This window comes from Vagococcus allomyrinae, from assembly GCF_017829975.1.
Taxonomy (GTDB): domain Bacteria; phylum Bacillota; class Bacilli; order Lactobacillales; family Vagococcaceae; genus Vagococcus_D; species Vagococcus_D allomyrinae.
The window spans coordinates 127011-143379 of record NZ_JAEEGA010000005.1 but is presented as its reverse complement, the minus strand read 5'-3'; the positions used below and the strand labels follow the sequence as shown (position 1 = coordinate 143379).

General features: G+C 40.1%; 13 protein-coding genes and 1 pseudogene. 8 read left to right on the top strand and 6 right to left on the bottom strand.

Annotated features, from left to right (window positions below):
* Positions 1 to 114: 114 nt before the first annotated feature.
* The 3 genes and pseudogenes from nagE to I6N95_RS09215 all read right to left on the bottom strand — a co-directional run bounded on the left by nagE (position 115) and on the right by I6N95_RS09215 (position 3854).
* A pseudogene (gene nagE / locus I6N95_RS09225) lies at positions 115 to 2141 on the bottom strand (N-acetylglucosamine-specific PTS transporter subunit IIBC).
* 89 nt (positions 2142 to 2230) lie between these two features.
* Entirely contained in the window at positions 2231 to 3076 is an 846-nt protein-coding gene (locus tag I6N95_RS09220) for a PRD domain-containing protein (RefSeq protein ID WP_209526887.1), read from the bottom strand.
* A gap of 328 nt (positions 3077 to 3404) precedes the next feature.
* Positions 3405 to 3854 carry a GNAT family N-acetyltransferase gene (locus I6N95_RS09215; protein ID WP_209526885.1) on the bottom strand — a complete coding sequence of 150 codons (450 nt, stop codon included), beginning with the start codon at positions 3852 to 3854 and terminating at the stop codon, positions 3405 to 3407.
* A gap of 109 nt (positions 3855 to 3963) precedes the next feature.
* Here I6N95_RS09215 and I6N95_RS09210 point away from each other — a divergent pair, with 109 nt between their 5' ends.
* On the top strand, positions 3964 to 4911 hold the full coding sequence (locus tag I6N95_RS09210; RefSeq protein WP_209526883.1) for a TraB/GumN family protein: 948 nt from the start codon (positions 3964 to 3966) through the stop codon (positions 4909 to 4911).
* A gap of 238 nt (positions 4912 to 5149) precedes the next feature.
* Positions 5150 to 6055: a UDP-N-acetylmuramate dehydrogenase gene (gene murB / locus I6N95_RS09205; protein ID WP_209526881.1), complete on the top strand. Its 906-nt coding sequence runs from the start codon at positions 5150 to 5152 to the stop codon at positions 6053 to 6055.
* Between the two features lie 40 nt (positions 6056 to 6095).
* Here the strand turns inward: murB and chbG are convergent, their stop codons facing one another.
* The 3 genes from chbG to I6N95_RS09190 form a co-directional block, all read right to left on the bottom strand.
* Positions 6096 to 6860 carry a chitin disaccharide deacetylase gene (gene chbG, locus I6N95_RS09200; RefSeq protein WP_209526879.1) on the bottom strand — a complete coding sequence of 255 codons (765 nt, stop codon included), beginning with the start codon at positions 6858 to 6860 and terminating at the stop codon, positions 6096 to 6098.
* Between the two features lie 67 nt (positions 6861 to 6927).
* Positions 6928 to 7536: an ECF transporter S component gene (locus I6N95_RS09195; protein WP_209526877.1), complete on the bottom strand. Its 609-nt coding sequence runs from the start codon at positions 7534 to 7536 to the stop codon at positions 6928 to 6930.
* A 106-nt stretch (positions 7537 to 7642) separates the two neighbouring features.
* A complete protein-coding gene (locus tag I6N95_RS09190; RefSeq protein WP_209526875.1) occupies positions 7643 to 8650 on the bottom strand; it encodes a YhdH/YhfP family quinone oxidoreductase in 1008 nt (335 codons plus the stop codon).
* Between the two features lie 248 nt (positions 8651 to 8898).
* Between I6N95_RS09190 and I6N95_RS09185 the strand changes: the two genes are divergently transcribed.
* From I6N95_RS09185 to I6N95_RS09160, 6 genes are all read left to right on the top strand, one after another.
* On the top strand, positions 8899 to 9441 hold the full coding sequence (locus tag I6N95_RS09185) for a helix-turn-helix domain-containing protein (RefSeq protein WP_209526872.1): 543 nt from the start codon (positions 8899 to 8901) through the stop codon (positions 9439 to 9441).
* 82 nt (positions 9442 to 9523) lie between these two features.
* Entirely contained in the window at positions 9524 to 10615 is a 1092-nt protein-coding gene (locus I6N95_RS09180) for an ABC transporter ATP-binding protein (protein ID WP_209526870.1), read from the top strand.
* Between the two features lie 2 nt (positions 10616 to 10617).
* On the top strand, positions 10618 to 11430 hold the full coding sequence (locus I6N95_RS09175; RefSeq protein WP_209526868.1) for an ABC transporter permease: 813 nt from the start codon (positions 10618 to 10620) through the stop codon (positions 11428 to 11430).
* A complete protein-coding gene (locus I6N95_RS09170) occupies positions 11427 to 12254 on the top strand; it encodes an ABC transporter permease (protein ID WP_209526865.1) in 828 nt (275 codons plus the stop codon). Before I6N95_RS09175 ends, I6N95_RS09170 begins: the two co-directional genes overlap by 4 nt.
* Entirely contained in the window at positions 12251 to 13324 is a 1074-nt protein-coding gene (locus tag I6N95_RS09165) for an ABC transporter substrate-binding protein (RefSeq protein WP_209526863.1), read from the top strand. Before I6N95_RS09170 ends, I6N95_RS09165 begins: the two co-directional genes overlap by 4 nt.
* Before the next feature lie 1115 nt (positions 13325 to 14439).
* Entirely contained in the window at positions 14440 to 16212 is a 1773-nt protein-coding gene (locus tag I6N95_RS09160) for an oleate hydratase (RefSeq protein ID WP_209526861.1), read from the top strand.
* The last annotated feature ends 157 nt before the right edge of the window (positions 16213 to 16369 follow it).

Here is a 16369-nt window from a genome sequence, read left to right as displayed (position 1 = left end):
GGAACTATGGAGCCCTCAGTGGGCCGTTGTCAACACCAGTTGGTTAGACGTCACTAAAAAACACAGAGCGCTCGTGGAAGTTTCCCCCCACGAGCGCTCTGTGTTTTGATATATCTAGACTTCGACGGTTAACACTTCTTCTGAAGCGTTGACGGTTTTTTCAGTCACATCAGCCATTTTTTTAACAGCGTCCATATTTGTGATGACCACAACGATGGTTGAAGTTGTGTCAGTTTTCGCCAACTCATCTAAATCCATGTTGGCCATTTTTGTTTCAGGTGTCACGGTTTGACCTTCTTTAACGAAGATTTCAAAAGGTGCTCCTTTTAATTCAACAGTATCAATCCCCATGTGGACTAAAATTTCTAAGCCGCTATCAGTGGTCATTGTAATGGCATGTTTGGTTGGGAACACGCTGACGATCTTTCCTTTGACTGGTGCGAAAACCTCTGATGAAGCAGGTTGAACAGCAAAGCCGTCACCTAACATTTTCTCTGAAAAAACATTGTCTTCGACCTTGTTGATTGGAATTAGATTCCCTTTTGCAACTGCGTGAAACGCAGTTTTGTTATCTTTTTTTAGAAATTTAAACATGCATTGTTCCTCCGATATGTTATAAAATAGTATAGTCCAATTATACCATAGTTCTTAAGTGTTGAAAGTCTTTTGAGAGATCTTAATAATTCTTATTTTTTAAGTTTACTCATTTCATCGGCTACAAATTGAACTTCTGTGCCGACGATTACTTGAATATTTGTCTCGTCAATTTTCTTGACGCCAGGGACATTGGTTGACTTGATTTTGGCTTCGTCCACCTTATCCATGTCTTTGACCACAAGTCGCAAGCGAGTTGTACAGTTATCGATAGAGACAACATTGTCATTGCCGCCTAAGCCATCAAAAATACGAGTGGCCATAGCAGTAAATTTATTACCACCTTCAGCAATTTGTTCTTCGATTTCTTCTTCAAGGGTTGTTTCTTCCCGACCTGGTGTCATTAAGTTAAATTTCTTAATAGCAAAATCAAAGGTAAAGAAGTACAGAGCGGCCATGACGATCCCTTGAACTAACAACATCCACGGTTGATTGGCAATGGGGTTACGTAAGCTGAGCACGAAATCCACAAGCCCAGCGCTGAAGGCAAAGCCAGCTGTCCAGTGGAATAGGGCAGAGATTAACAACGACACCCCAGTTAAAACAGCATGTAGCACATATAAAGGCCAAGCTACAAACATAAATGAGAATTCTAAAGGTTCAGTAATTCCGGTAAAGAAAGCGGCAAAACCAGCGGCAATCATCAATGAAGCTGTTGCTTTTTTCTTTTCTGGACGCGCGTTACGGTAAATCGCGTAACCACCAGCAGGTAAACCAAACATCATCACTGGGAAAAAGCCAGCTTGATACATTCCTGTGATCCCTTTTGTGCCTTCACCAGAAAGGAATTTACCAATATCATTAATACCAGCAACATCGAACCAGAACACAGAGTTTAAGGCATGGTGTAAACCAGTTGGAATTAACAAACGGTTAAAGAAGCCGTAAAGACCAGCCCCAATTGCTCCCATACTGGAAATCCCCGTACCAAATGAAACTAAACCAGCATAAACAACCGGCCAGATAAACAATAAAATAACTGAAACAACCAACATGGCCAAAGAGGTCATAATAGGTACCAGACGCTTGCCGCTAAAGAATGACAAGGCCATTGGCAATTGAACGTGACTGAAACGATTGTACATGGCGGAAGCCACTAAACCAGATAAGATCCCGATAAAGGCATTGTCGATTTTACTAAAAGCGACGTTGACTTCTTCAAGAGGAATTCCTTTCATGGCGCCAACCGTTCCCGATGCTAACAATGTTGTGACGACTAGAAAGGCGACCAGTCCACTAAGAGCCGCTGCCCCATCTTTGTCTTTGGACATTCCCAAGGCTAAACCAACAGCAAACAAGACTGGCAAGTGGTCAATAATCGCCCCACCAGCTTTCACTAAGAAGACTGACACAAAATTGGGATCTCCCATCCCTGTCATAATATTCGGATCAATCCAATAACCAATCCCCATCATGATCGCAGCTGCAGGTAATACGGCTACCGGCAACATCAACGATCTACCCATTCTTTGTAAGTATGCTTTCATAATACTTACCTCCTAAAATTTTTTTATAGTTCAAGCTCTTTAATAAGGAAAAATAAATAAGATCACTAAAAGAGCTGAATATACTTTTTTTAGTTATGGGCCCGGCCAAGTTGATCAGACAAGCGTTCGATATGCAAGGTGATATAACCTAACTCCTCTCCTGGAATTGTTAAGCCATAATCAACTTTGGTCATTCGAGCAACCTTTTCGGCAACCGCATAACTGCGTTGATACTTCGTTTTAACTAATTGAAAGACGTCGTCGTCCATGGAGTGGAATTTACTTTGGTAAACCCGTTCCACAACGTAACGCAAATGAACCACAAGGCGCGAATAATTCAAGCCCATGCTCATTTTTGAAAAGTCCACATCAAGTTCTTCGGCAATGGTGGTAACCATGGCAGAGATAATCGTGACTTCTCGGATACTTTTGTTGGTAGTCGATTGACCAGAACTGGCACTGTGAAAATGGATGGCGATATAGGCCGCTTCATCGATGGTAAAGTCTAAGGAAAATTTTTCCCGCAAATAATTGACGGCCCATTCTGCTGCCCGAAATTCATCAGGGTAGAGAATTTGAATTTCATTTAACAGTTTATTCTGAATGATAATCCCATCCCGAATCCGGTCAATGGCAAACGCAATGTGATCGGCTAAAATTGAGTGGATGTGTTCGTTAAATTTAGTGTTTAACATCTCTTCTGCTTTGTCGATGATTTCCTCAGAAGCGATAAAATACTCTGGATCGATGCTTTGCAGCAATTGTTCCATTTTACTTTTCGTTTCAGTGGCCACATATTCGCGTTCAATTTGATTTCGTGGGACGAGGTCGTTTTGCTTCTTACTAAAGCCGATCCCTTTTCCAGTTACAATCTTATCTTGCCCATTATCTGAGACCAACACGGCGTTTTGATTAAATACTTTGATTATTTTCATCTTTTTCCCCCCTGCTTCATTAAAAATAGGCATGGAAAAAGATGACGTAAGTAATCACGCATATCCTTTTTCCATGCCTAGTATTATCTAGTCACATGAACATTATTATTTCGATTTCTAATACATCATACATTGGGAAAGAAAAAAACGCAACCAAAAAGTTTAAAAGAAGGAGAAAATGCTGTTAAAAAGTCCGTTTATTAGCAAAAATCCCTAATTCAACAGTAGATTGTGGATAACTGTCAGTTTTAAACAGCTGATTGTGGATAACTCTGTGGATATGTGTATAAGTCGAAAGTTTGTTCGCCGAACAGCCGGCATTTTTTGCTTAAACAGAGCTGGCTAAAATAATCAAACCTTTCTCCACAGAAAAACCGTTTTTCTCGTAAAATACTTGGGCCGGAAAATCTTGCTGAGTATTTAAGATGAGCGCTGAATGCTGACGTAAGCGACATTCTGCTTTAATGTGAGCCATTAATTTAGAACCAACTCCTTGACGATGATGATCAGTATCTATGAAGAATTCATCGATATAGTACTCCATACCGCCGATCCATGGTTTTGAAAATCCGATACTGACGCCGACGATGGTTGTTCCCCTTTTAGCCACATAACCCATAAAATAGTTGTTAATAAGGTGGTTGTGGAAAAACTCAAAAATAGGTTGAGTTGAGTGCCATGATTCATTCCAAGGCGGTTGTGCATAAACCTTTTGATATAAGGCAACACAATCGGCGATCATGCTGGAATCAAAAGTATGACACGTGATATCAGTCATTCTGTTCATCTCCTTTGTTTAGGTATTTTGCTGAATGCTAGTTTGTGGTTATGTTATGATAATAACATACTGATTAAAAATAGGAACTATTTATGGAAGGAAGTTACGAATGAAAAAAACGAAATTAAAGCAGTGGTTGTGGCTAGTCGGAGTAGTAGCCATTTTGTTAGTAGGCTGTCAAAATAAGCCGACAGCTATAAAAAGTTCAACGACCTCAACAACTTCTTCAACAGCAGCAGCGGAAGAAGTGACGGTAGATTGGCCTTTTTACGAAATTAAGAAGGAGGGGCAAGTGGTAGGACATATCTTAGGGACCATGCACATTGGCCAAAAAGAAATGTATCCTTTCCCGGAGGTCATTTTGACATCGTTGAAAAATAGCCAACTGCTTTTAACAGAGGTGAAGATGGCTGACTTGGAAGCACCTGACCCAGAGTTGATGATGGCGGTGATGCAAGGGGACAAGCCCATTACAGAGGGAATGAATGAGGAAAGTCTGCGTATTTTCCGAGAGCGTTTAAAAGAATACGGCTTCGAAGAAGAGGCGATCAAAATGCTCAATCGTCTGGGGGTTGATCAGTTTTTACAAACTAAATACATCTCACCAATCGCAGCCACCTATGGGGTTGACATGCAGTTGTACGGCAAGGCTAAAAATATCTCAACGCTAAAAAATGAAGGCTTGGAAACTGTTGAAGAACAGTACGATATCTTGCTAGAAGCTTATAAAGAACCGGCGGATGTTAATGAGTGGGTAGCGACGATTCCTTCACTTAAAGAAGGCAAAGACTCCACAGATAAACTAGTCAAAGACTATATTGCCGGAGAGGTCTTTAAGTATTTTGAAGAAGAGGCGTCAGATCAGGAGATGAATGCCGCGCAACAGGCGTTGCTGATCGATCAGCGCAATGCCAATTGGCTGAAAGTACTGCCTAATTATTTGGAAGAATCAGGTGTTTTTATAGCAGTTGGAGCGGGGCATTTACCTACAGACAAAGGAATCTTACACTTACTGGAAGCTGCTGGTTATCAAACGACAAAAGTCTCTTTTAACTAGTGAGTTCCTATTAAATAATGGCGATCAGTCGTTAAACTTCCAGCTAAAGAGAAGCTGAAAGCACCACTCTTCGCTCATCATTATATTGATAATCCGGAACTATCTGTTCGGATTATTTTACGGGATGTAGATAGTTAGTGAAAAATTATACTTTTATTAAATACCGCAAGTGAGACTAGTCTTATCCCAGTGTCTCATGATAGAATGTAAAAGATAGTGAATTGAAAGGACTAGAGTCGTGAATATAGAAAAAATTAAGGCAGATTTGCCAACAATCAAGATGCTGTTTGAAGAGCCACTCTCTCGTTACACGTTTACCAAGACTGGCGGACCAGCCGATGTCTTGTTATTCCCTAAAACAAAAGAAGAAGTGAAAGCTATTGTGAATTATTGCCTAGGGGAGGCTCACCCCTGGCTGGTTTTAGGCAATGCCAGTAACTTAATCGTTCGCGATGGAGGAATAGCAGGCTTTGTCTTAATGTTAGCCGAGATGAAGGACATTGCCTTAGTCGATCAAAAAATCATCGTGGAGGCAGGGGCAAAATTAATCGATACGACGTATTTTGCTCTGGAACAAGGATTAACCGGCCTCGAATTTGCCTGTGGCATACCAGGGAGTATCGGCGGTGCTATCTACATGAATGCCGGAGCTTATGGCGGTGAAGTTGTGGATGTGTTTGAATCCGTTGAAGTTATTTGGGAAGACGGTAGTTTTGAACGTTTAACCAAAGAGCAGATGGACTTCTCCTATCGTCATAGTGTGATGCAAAAGCGTAAGGGTGTAGTTTTGGAAGTAACCTTTGCCTTAGTGCCAGGCGACAAAGAGCAGATTTCAGCTAAGATGAACGAACTGACGGCTTTGCGTGAAGCGAAGCAACCGTTAGAGTACCCGTCATGTGGCAGTGTGTTTAAGCGGCCAGAAGGGCATTTTACGGGCAAGCTGATTCAAGACGCAGGTCTTCAAGGCTTGACTTGGGGCGGTGCACAAATCTCAACCAAACATGCGGGCTTTATTGTTAATATCAATCAAGCCACAGCGACAGATTATGTGGAATTGATCCAACACATCCAAGCCGTGATCTTCGAAAAATTCCAAGTGAAATTGGAAGCAGAAGTTCGGATTATCGGACGAGAAAAACCATAAAAACAAGCACCTAACCCGTCGGGTTAGGTGCTTGTTTAGTTTACAACTCTTTAAAACTGATTAATTCAATTCCAAGTCGTTCAATCTCCGCCTTGGTTTCCGCTGAGTTAAGCACGTCCAATTCAGTGATGCGTTCGTTTAAATAAGACGTTCGTTTCAGCAATTCAGAGTCTAAGTAAGCCGGATGGCACATGATTTCCCAGGTTTCATCAATCATTGGTAAGGATTCAAAGAAATTAATCGCTACCTTCTCTTCATAGAAATCACTTGAGAAATAATCAGCCCGTTTTAACGCCTTAAGACTGTCTTCAGCAGCAGTAGTTTCTTCAGTTGTCCAGCCCCAACAAGGATGAAAACGCACGCCTAAGTCGTATTCGTGAGCTAGCTGAGCATAGATGGGGAAGACTAAGGGTAACATATGTAAATGGTGATGAGAATCGATATGACTAGGAGTAATGCCATGTTTTATGGCTGTATCTAGTTGATTTTTCCATTCAGCGTAAATCTCATCTGAGGGAACGCTTGTGGCCTTTGTCCAGTAGTGATAAGGCTGAAACTCGCCATTTTCTTGAACCAAATTCGCTACAGTTTCAACGGACAAAGTAGGTCGTCCTAAGTCAATCGTCAAGTGAATGCCAACATCCAGATCGGGATGTTTTTTTGCTAATTCATAAGCATGTTGACTGCCAGGCATGGTAGTTAACAAGGTTGTAGCCGTAACAATCCCGTCTGTAAAACTGTCGATGATGCCGTGATTAACCCCTTTTGAATAACCGAAGTCATCGGCATTAACAATTAATTTCATGTCATGTTGCTCCTTTACTTAATGGAGATAACTCAAGCATTTATGGGATATAAGTGCTTGAGTTATCTTAGATTCTTGTTTCTGGCGTTAATTTAGTCGCTGCAAAAAGGGCTCTGACGATTAATGGCGTAATGATGACCGCCGCAATAATTTCAGGAATTCCATTTGTGCCAACGACAACTAGCAGGACTGAAAATAAACCAGACGAGGTTGTGCCGTATGCCTCAGCCACCGGGCCAGTATAGAGCAATCCCATTAAGCCAAGAACCAGTACTGTGTTTGTTAAAGTTCCTAAAGCGGCCGCGACGATGGTCGGCAGATAAAACTGCTTCGTTCGTTTGTAAAGAACTGTAAAGACGAGTCCTGAGACGAGCCCAACTAGGACCCGTGGTAAAACCGAAACGATCGGGTTGGTGAAAATTAAAGTATCCAAGGGTGTTGTCGGTGCTGTCCAAGCTCTAATCATCGTCATTACGCCCCAAATCAAGCCGATAAACATGCCGTCTTTCGTGCCCAAGGTGATAGCGGCCACAATAACCGTAATATGGATAATCGTTAAGCTCGTTGCTAGTAACGGAATATAGCCGAGAAAAGGCACCATCGATTGTACGATGATGATAGCAATTAAAATCCCGCGAATCGTCAGACGGTAAGCTTTGCTTTTAGTATCTGTCATGATTTCTCCCCATTTCTTAAAAACGTCTATCAAAGTATTGTTTCTATAATATGAAGATAGGGGACTAAAGTCAAGTTAAAAAACCAAGAAGAGAAGCCCAACAGATTTATGGTGAAACGCGAACTAGATTACGCCCAGTCATCGTGCCAGCCAGCAATTGTTGGAAAGCTATTGGCAGCTCTTCAAGAACAATTTCGTTTTTGGCAAACTGTTGAATCTCAGCAGGCATCATATCTGTGGCTAAGCGATTCCAAATATATAAGCGGCGTTCATTGGAAATATTGACCGAATCAATGCCTAAAATATTAATTCCCCGCAGAATATAAGGTAGTACCGTTGAAGAAAAGGCAATCCCACCAGCATTTCCGCAGAGAGAAATACTGCCGTCATAAGCAATCTGAGGGATGATCATTTCCAGTTGGTGACCGCCAACCGTGTCCAGTACAAAATTGTAGACTTGTTTCATCAGGGGACGTTGTTTATCCGGCGAAATATCGTCAGCCGCGACCACTGCCTTAACCCCTAACTCTGAAAAATAGGCAGCAGACTGTTTCTTTTTACGGGAAAGTGCGGTGATGTTATCATAACCAAGGGTCTTTAGTATCCCGATAGCGAGGCTACCAACCCCACCAGAAGCACCAGTTACCAGAATTTCAGCCTCTTTATTTTGCCGTAAGCCTTGTTTTTCCAGGGCGTTTACTGACAAAGCCGCCGTCAAACCAGCAGTTCCTAAGATCATGGCATCCTTTAGACTCAAACCACTAGGCAAGGGAATTACCCATTCAGCCGGCACACGAGCTACTTCACTATACCCGCCAGAATGGCTGACACCGAGACCGTAGCCCGTTACCAGAACAGCTTGTCCTAGTTTAAAATTTGAGCTCCCTGCCTCAATGATTGTTCCACTTAAATCAATTCCTGGGATAATGGGGTACTGGCGGACGACGCCAGAGGTTTCCTGACTAGCCAAAGCGTCTTTAAAGTTAACGCTCGAATAAGCCACTTTAATGACGACTTCACCAGCAGATAATTCTGCTAGTTCTGTTTGGCGACAAGTGGCAAGCACTGCCCCCTCTTGATTTTTTTCTAACCATAAAGCATTAAAATTTTTCATCATTAAGCTCCTTTAGTAGAAATCTTGCAAGCCATGTAGCTAAACTCACAAATGTCAGTTCATAGATTTATTTGACATACTTTCAGTATAGGAAAGATATTAAAAAAAAGCGACTAAATTCTAGTTTTTCTCTTGAAATTTTCTTGAGATGCCTGTATACTTGCAATTGTTTGTAAACATAAAGTTTACTTATATAAAACTTTTATCTTTTGAGTTTACTTATACTATACTTTCGGAAGAGGGACAACATGGACATAGGCAGTAAAATAAAAAATTTACGGATACAAAAAAATTTGACGCAAGAAGAACTTGGAGAGCGAACTGATTTGACAAAAGGTTACATCAGTCAACTGGAACGCAATCTAAGTTCACCTTCAATGGATTCTTTTTTTAATATCTTAGAAGTATTAGGGACGACCCCTCGCGACTTCTTTAATGAAGAAGCCAAAGATCAGAAAGTGGTTTATGACGAAAGTGATCGGACGATTTATTTTGATGAAGAAAAACAGTATCAGGTGGAATGGTTAGTGCCTGACTCCAATGAAAACGAGATGGAGCCGATCTTTTTAACCATGGAAAAAGCCGGTGAATTCAAAGAATTTGCTCCATCCCTTTCAGACACCTTTGGGTATGTCTTGGAAGGTGAAGTTTGTGTGGAAATTGGCTTGCGTCGTTACTTTGCCAAAGAAGGTGAAACGATCTATTATCGGGCAACTGATAGCCATCAAATAAAAAATAATCATTCAGGACAAAGTCGCCTGTTGATTGTGGCGACCGATTCATATTTGTAAAAAATAACAATGAGCCGTTAAAAAATTGCCTGAGTTATTGGGGAATCAGCGAAGTAACGGACAGTAAAAAAGGGTGGGAGATATGGCACAACACATTATTACATTTGACAACGTTCAAAAGGTATACGACGATACCGTCGTCTTAAAAAATGTCAGTTTTGAAATCGAACAAGGAAAATTTTACACTTTATTAGGCCCTTCAGGTTGTGGTAAAACGACGATCTTGCGACTGATTGCCGGCTTTATTGAAGCGGATCAAGGAGATATTCGCTTAGAGGGAAAGCGGGTTAATGACATTCCAGCTAATAAGCGTAAAGTCAATACGGTCTTTCAGGATTACGCCTTATTTCCCCATTTAAATGTCTTTGACAATGTGGCTTTTGGCTTAACGATTAAGAAAATGCCTAAAATGGAAATTGAAAAAAAGGTTAAAGACGTCTTGCGAATGGTTCAGTTATCAGGTTTTGAAGACCGGGAAATCAGTGAGATGTCCGGAGGGCAGCGCCAACGTGTGGCCATCGCTCGGGCTCTTGCCAATGAACCAGAGGTCCTGCTCCTTGATGAGCCCTTATCTGCTCTTGATTTAAAGTTGCGGACCGACATGCAATACGAATTACGTGAGCTGCAACAACGACTTGGGATCACCTTTATTTTTGTCACTCACGATCAAGAGGAAGCCTTGGCCATGAGCGATGAGATTTTCGTCTTAAACAAAGGGGAAATTATTCAAAGCGGCACACCAGTTGATATTTACGATGAACCAATTAACCGTTTTGTGGCCGATTTTATTGGTGAAAGTAATATTGTTGACGGTTTGATGGTAGAAGATAACGTGGTTCAGTTTGTCGGTCATCAGTTTGAATGTGTAGATGGTGGCATGCGTCCCAATGAGCCGATTGAAGTGATGATTCGGCCAGAAGACATGAGTCTGACAACGGTTGAAAAAGGGAAATTGATCATTAAAGTTGACAGCCAATTGTTTCGCGGTGTCCATTATGAAATTGTTGGTTATGACGCTGAAGGCAATGAGTGGGTGGTTCATTCCACACGTAAAGCGATAGAAGGGACGGAAGTTGGGCTGTTCTTTGAGCCAGAAGACATTCACGTCATGCGCTTTAATGAATCAGAAGAGGACTTTGACGCTCGCTTAGAGAGCTATGAAGAGGAGGTCTAATCGTGGCATCAACTAGAAGAATTTATTCCATTCCTTATATGCTGTGGTTGGGGCTGTTTGTGATTGCCCCAGTGATGTTGATTATCTATCAGTCCTTTAAAGGGATAGACGGCAATTATACGCTAGAAAATTATCGCATTTATTTCTCCTCTTCGACCTACTTAATGATGACTCTTAACTCGGTGTTGTACGCCTTTATCATCACGGCCATGGTTTTATTGGTGAGTTACCCAGCAGCCTACTTTTTAAACCAGTTAAAACACAAGCAGCTCTGGTTGATGCTGATCATCTTGCCGACATGGGTTAATTTGTTATTAAAAGCCTACGCCTTTATTGGGATTTTTAGTGCTCATGGCAGCGTGAATCAGTTTTTAGACTTTGTGGGAATTGGCAGTAAACAGATTCTGTTCACTGATTTTAGTTTTATTTTTGTGGCGGCCTACATTGAAATCCCCTTTATGATCATGCCGATTTTTAATGCCTTAGAGGAGATGAACCCATCGCTGATCAGTGCCAGTCGAGATCTAGGAGCCAACTCTTTGGAAACTTTCCGCAGAGTGATTTTTCCTTTGTCGTTAAACGGTGTGAAGAGCGGTGTTCAGGCTGTGTTTATTCCGTCGTTGAGCCTTTTTATGCTCACTCGTTTAATTGGCGGCAACCGTGTAATCACCTTAGGAACAGCCATTGAAGAGCACTTTTTAGTGACTCAAAACTGGGGCATGGGTTCCACCATTGGTGTGATTTTGATTATTGCCATGGTCTTGATCATGTTGGTCACAGGTGAGAAGAAGAAAAGAGGAGGACGGACGAAATGAAGAAAAAATTTATCTGGTCGCGTCTCTACTTAGTTTTTGTTTTTGTCTTGTTATACTTACCGATCTTTTACCTGATTTTTTATTCCTTTAATGCAGGTGGTAGTATGACCAGTTTTACCGGTTTTACTCTGGAGCATTACGCCGCGGTTTTTGAAGATAAGCGGTTGATAGGGATTGTCTTGAATACCTTTATGCTGGCCTTTTTATCGGCTTTAATCGCCACGACCATCGGCACTTTTGGGGCCATGATGATCTATTACACTCGCAAGCGAAAAAGCCGCAATGTTCTCATGAGTCTAAACAACATCTTAATGGTCTCGCCGGATGTTATTATTGGAGCCAGTTTTCTGATCTTCTTTACCATGTTGGGCCTAAGTCTAGGGTTTTCTTCTGTTCTATTATCTCATGTGGCTTTTAGTATTCCCATTGTCGTTTTGATGGTTCTGCCAAAATTACAGGAGATGAACGATTCGATGATCGATGCCGCTCGCGACTTAGGGGCCAATAATTGGACGGTGATTCGCAAAGTTATTTTACCATTTATTACACCAGGCATTATTGCCGGTTATTTTATGGCCTTTACCTATTCACTGGATGATTTTGCCGTAACCTTTTTTGTCACAGGTAATGGCTTTTCGACTTTATCAGTTGAAATCTATTCCCGTGCCCGTCAAGGTGTCAGTTTGGAAATCAATGCCTTAAGTGCATTGCTGTTTCTGTTTTCATTGTTTTTGGTGATTGGTTATTACTTTATTAGCCAAGGAAATTTATCGAAAAATCAAAAACGCCATCGAAAAGAACACACGGCGGTGAGCGAGCTATGAGAAATTTAAAACCATTGCTAATCGGAATTGTGGCCATTGTGGTCGTCTTATTTGTGGCTAATCGTCAATTGGAAAAAGCTCAGGGGTTTTCTGGTGCTAACACCTTAACAATCTACAATTGGGGAGATTATATCGACCCAGATTTATTAAAACAATTTGAAAAAGAAACAGGCTATAAAGTCAGCTATGAAACTTTTGATTCCAATGAAGCCATGTTTACTAAGATCCAACAAGGGGGGACGGCTTATGATTTGACGATTCCCAGCGAGTACATGATTCAGAAGATGATGAAGGAAAAGATGTTGATCAAGTTGGATTACACTAAAATCAAAGGAATCGAAAATATCGATCCGCGCTTTCTAGACTTGGAATTCGACCCGGAAAACGCTTATTCCATACCTTATTTTTGGGGAACCTTGGGCATCATCTATAACGATAAATTTATCGCTGAATCAAAGGTGCAAGAGTGGGATGATCTTTGGCGGCCGGAACTGAAAAACAACTTGATGTTGATTGACGGTGCTCGGGAAGTCATAGGCCTCGCTTTAAACAGCAACGGTCACTCCCTTAATAGCAAGAACATGACTGAGCTAACCGAAGCGGCTGAAAAGCTTCAAGGCTTAACGCCTAACGTCAAAGCGATAGTGGCAGACGAGATTAAGATGTATATGATTAACGAAGAAAGTGCAGCAGCTGTCTCTTTTTCTGGTGAAGCAGCAGAGATGTTGGACAATAACGAACATCTGCATTACGTTATCCCTAGTCAAGGAACCAATTTGTGGTTTGATAATATTGTGATTCCTAAAACTGCCAAAAATGTTGAAGGGGCTTATGCCTTTATCAATTTTATGCTAGAACCTGAAAATGCCGCTCAAAATGCCGAATATATCGGCTATTCCACCCCTAACGAAAAAGCCATGGCACTGTTGCCTGATGAGATTACAGAAGATGAGCAGTTTTATCCCAGTGATGAAACCATGGCGAACTTAGAAGTTTATGAAGATCTGGGCCCTGAGTTTTTAGGAATTTACAATGATTTGTTTTTGGAGTTTAAGATGCATCGGAAGTAGTACGAGAACTGAGAGAGTGGCGTGAAAATAACAACGATCAGAAAGAGATAAATGACTATTTTTACTGTCATTTATGAGTGAGATACTAATTTTCTACCCAAAATGGATATAACATATAATATTAATAGCTTTATATTACTGGCTATGTTATCTGAAAGTGAACGGTTACTTTTAGTGAAGGGCGTTTGTAATTGGGAGAAGGTTGCTAGTTAAAAAAAGGGCTGTCGCATAATTAGATTCTTAATTATGCGACAGCTTTTTTGCTTTGATGTGAGGTGTTTCTTGAGCCTGATCCAATATAAGTTAATTTCCTTACGACAAGGTTGATAAAAAATAGCTGTTTTAAAAATGATCAATTTATTCAAGGAATCTCTATCTGGAACTGTTTAATAGGCGTAAGAAGGCTGTATTTAAGAGAAGAAATTTAATGATCGATTTCGTTAATTACTTGAGTAAATTTTTAAGTTAAAGAGAGTAGATAATCCAGCTGATTCGTAAAAAATGTCTTTTAATCCGACAGTAATCACATATTCATTCCACTAAACAGAAGTAAAATAAAGTTAACTGGTAGTGATTAAGGTTAAATCAATTCATATCATGATGAACTAAGTTATTAATTAAAGACTAAGAAAGTCAAGAGAGTAGGAGGTAATTCTTATGTGGACCGTATTTTGGATATTTATTGTGGTGATTTCTCTAACAGGGTTAGTCACAGCAATAAATAATATGAAAAAGAAATAAAGTCCGCACATTGTAGGACAAACGTTCAAATTGATGAGCTTATTAACGCTTGATTAATACTAGAGCTATTCAGATATGTGTAGGACCTTATACTACAGAATAAAATTATTTAAACTAGGAGGAAATGAATGATCGGTAGTTGAAATGTAAAGAAGGGTCAAAAATTTTAAAAGATGCATTTATACAGCAACATCCATAAAAAACCTTTAACTAACCTAACTATTAGTGGCCAAAATACAGATAAGTAAGACATCCAAAAAATCTGATCAATTACCTTTACTAGATTGGTCATAAATGTAGTTGGCAAGCTAACCTTACATTATTCAAGTTAATTAAGTAATAAATGATAAAAATAAAAAAAGAGGTGGTACACAATGTATAGAAGTAATGGAAATTATGAAGCATTTGCTCGTCCCCAAAAACCTAAAAAAGCAGATGAAGTATCAGCGTATTTAATCGGTTCAGGTTTAGCCTCATTGGCAGCGGCTGTATTTTTAATTAGAGATGGCCAAGTTGAAGGAGATAGAATTCACATTCTAGAGGAATTACCTATCACGGGTGGTTCATTAGATGGGATTGATAAACCCGACCACGGATTTGTTATTCGAGGAGGCCGAGAAATGGAGAGTCACTTTGAGTGTTTGTGGGATCTATTCCGCTCAATCCCTTCATTAGAAGTGGCAGATGCTTCAGTCTTGGATGAATTTTATTGGATTAATAAAGAAGATCCAAATTCGTCAGAATGCCGAATTATTCATGAAAAAGGTAAGCAATATCCAAGTGATGGCAAATTATTGTTAAGTGAAAAAGCCATTAAAGAAATACTTGCGCTATGCTTGAAGAAAGAGGAACAACTAGAGGATAAAAAAATTACAGATGTTTTTAGTGAAGAATTCTTAGGGTCTAATTTTTGGACGTATTGGTGCACGATGTTCGCCTTTGAAGAATGGCACTCCGCCATGGAAATGCGTCGTTACTTAATGCGATTCATTCATCATATCGATGCTTTGACCGATTTTTCTTCCTTAAAATTTACTAAATATAACCAATACGAATCTTTAGTCTTACCCTTGCTAAATTATTTGGAAAGTCATGGCGTCCACTTTAAATATGACACAAGAGTCGATAACGTCATTGTCTCAGTACAAGGGGAGCAAAAAGTAGCCAAGCAATTAATCTTAACTATTGCAGGGGAACAGGAAGAAGTTGAATTAACTGAAAATGACTTAGTTTTTGTTACGAATGGTTCGATCACAGAAAGTTCTACTTATGGTAATAATACAACCCCAGCTCCACCGACAAAAGAATTGGGAGGCAGTTGGACCTTATGGAAACGATTAGCTGAACAAGATTCAGCTTTTGGCAAACCAGAAAAATTTTACGATAATATTCCAGCTAATAGCTGGTTCGTATCGGCAACAGTCACAACCTTAGATGTCAAAATCGCCCCATATATTGAGAAGATCAGTAAACGTGATCCATATGCTGGAAAAGTAGTTACTGGTGGTATTGTGCATGCAAAGGATTCCAATTGGAAAATGAGCTACACACTTAACAGACAACCTCATTTTAAAAAACAACCGAAAGATCAATTGGTTGTATGGGTCTACGCGCTTATCTCTAATACAGAAGGTAATTACATCAAGAAACCAATCACGGAATGTACCGGAAATGAAATTGCTGAAGAATGGTTGTATCATATGGGCGTACCAATAGACCAAATTAAATCTTTGGCAGCAGAATCATGTAATGTTGTTCCATGTTACATGCCGTATATCACGTCCTACTTTATGCCACGGGCGATTGGAGATCGACCACTGGTTGTTCCTGAAGGCTCAAAAAACTTGGCCTTCATCGGTAATTTTGCTGAAACCGAACGTGATACAGTCTTTACTACAGAATACTCGGTCAGAACAGCAATGGAAGCAGTTTACACCTTTTTAGACATTGATCGTGGTGTTCCAGAAGTATTTGCTACTTCTTATGACATTAGAATGTTATTAAAAGCGTCTTATTACTTAAACGATAAAAAAACCATCAAAGAAGTAAAAGTTCCCCTATTAGCGAACATCATTGAAAAACATGAATTAAAAAAAATTCAAGGTACTTTTATTGAAGAATTATTAGAAGACGCAAAATTATTATAAGAAATCAATAGAATTAATCAGTGTTAACTTGTCTTTACGAGTTGTTCAAAAGCATAGTAAAGACAAGTTTTAATTAATGGTTAATAGAGAGTTAACTGTGAATAATATTTAGCCGATGGTTAGATCAGCCATTGGCAATAGCGTAGTGAAAGATAAT

What these genes read in the sequence shown, in the direction of transcription:
- I6N95_RS09210 (WP_209526883.1), top strand. Translation starts at nt 3,964, where the DNA reads ATGAAAAAAACGAAATTAAAGCAGTGGTTGTGGCTAGTCGGAGTAGTA.
- I6N95_RS09170 (WP_209526865.1), top strand. Translation starts at nt 11,427, where the DNA reads ATGAAGAAAAAATTTATCTGGTCGCGTCTCTACTTAGTTTTTGTTTTT.
- I6N95_RS09220 (WP_209526887.1), bottom strand. Translation starts at nt 3,076, where the DNA reads ATGAAAATAATCAAAGTATTTAATCAAAACGCCGTGTTGGTCTCAGAT.
- I6N95_RS09180 (WP_209526870.1), top strand. Translation starts at nt 9,524, where the DNA reads ATGGCACAACACATTATTACATTTGACAACGTTCAAAAGGTATACGAC.
- I6N95_RS09195 (WP_209526877.1), bottom strand. Translation starts at nt 7,536, where the DNA reads ATGACAGATACTAAAAGCAAAGCTTACCGTCTGACGATTCGCGGGATT.
- I6N95_RS09185 (WP_209526872.1), top strand. Translation starts at nt 8,899, where the DNA reads ATGGACATAGGCAGTAAAATAAAAAATTTACGGATACAAAAAAATTTG.
- I6N95_RS09165 (WP_209526863.1), top strand. Translation starts at nt 12,251, where the DNA reads ATGAGAAATTTAAAACCATTGCTAATCGGAATTGTGGCCATTGTGGTC.
- I6N95_RS09215 (WP_209526885.1), bottom strand. Translation starts at nt 3,854, where the DNA reads ATGACTGATATCACGTGTCATACTTTTGATTCCAGCATGATCGCCGAT.
- chbG (WP_209526879.1), bottom strand. Translation starts at nt 6,860, where the DNA reads ATGAAATTAATTGTTAATGCCGATGACTTCGGTTATTCAAAAGGGGTT.
- I6N95_RS09190 (WP_209526875.1), bottom strand. Translation starts at nt 8,650, where the DNA reads ATGAAAAATTTTAATGCTTTATGGTTAGAAAAAAATCAAGAGGGGGCA.
- I6N95_RS09160 (WP_209526861.1), top strand. Translation starts at nt 14,440, where the DNA reads ATGTATAGAAGTAATGGAAATTATGAAGCATTTGCTCGTCCCCAAAAA.